General features: G+C 76.7%; 1 protein-coding gene. It reads right to left on the bottom strand.

Going from position 1 to position 850, the window contains the following annotated elements; genetic code table 11:
* Positions 1 to 836: Bug family tripartite tricarboxylate transporter substrate binding protein (locus HW578_RS27190; RefSeq protein WP_198373805.1), on the bottom strand; the 836-nt coding region annotated here is incomplete at its 3' end.
* Positions 837 to 850: the final 14 nt, after the last annotated feature.

The following is an 850-nucleotide window of genomic DNA, read 5'->3' as shown; positions in this document are numbered from 1 at the left end:
AGGTCGGAATCGGCCATCGCCTCGGCCACCGCGGCCTCGAGGCGCGCGGCGAGGGGTTCCGGCAGGCCGGCCGGCGCGCCCACGGCGATCCAGGACAGCGCCTCGAATCCCGGATAGGTGGCGGCGACAGGCGGCAGGCCCGGCGTCTGCGCGACCGGCTGCAGCGACGTGACCGCGATCCCGCGCGCCAGCCCGCCGGCGAGCGTGGCGCGCGCGGTCGGCAGCCCGTCGACCAGCAGCTGAACGCGGCCGGCGATCAGGTCGCGCTGCGCCTCCGGGCTGCCGCGGTAGTGCACGAACTCGCAGCGCGCGCCGATCTCGCGCATCAGCCAGGCGGTGGCGAGATGCGGAACCACCCCCGCGCCGCCGGTGCCGCACAGGGGTGGCTGCGGCTGCGCGCGCACCCAGTCGGCGAAACCGGCCAGCGTTTCCGCCGGCACCGAGGGATGCACCAGCAGCACCCCGGGAAAGGACGCGAAATGGCTGATCGGGGTGAAGTCCCGCGCCGGGTCGAAGCCGAGGTCGCGATAGAGATGACGGTTGATCGCGACGGTTGCCGCCAGCAGCGTGCCGAGTGTCGTGCCATCCGGCGCGGCGCGGGCGAGGGCGGCGGCCGCCAGGTTGCCCGCCGCGCCGGGGCGGTTCTCCACCACGATGGCGCGGCCCAGCAGCGACGAGAGGCGCTCCGCCAGCAGCCGCGTCAGCATGTCCGGACCGCTGCCCGGGGGCAGGCCGACCAGCCAGCGGATCGGGCGGGCGTCGCGCGGCGCCTCCTGCGCGGCGAGCGGCGCGGCGAGCGCGACGGCCGCGATGGCCGCCAGCAGCAGGCGGCGCATGGTCACGCCGCCTG

It is taken from the genome of Roseomonas rosulenta, from assembly GCF_016106005.1.
GTDB lineage: Bacteria > Pseudomonadota > Alphaproteobacteria > Acetobacterales > Acetobacteraceae > Neoroseomonas > Neoroseomonas rosulenta.
The sequence above is the reverse complement of the archived record's forward strand: the minus strand, read 5'-3'. Positions and strand labels throughout refer to the sequence as shown.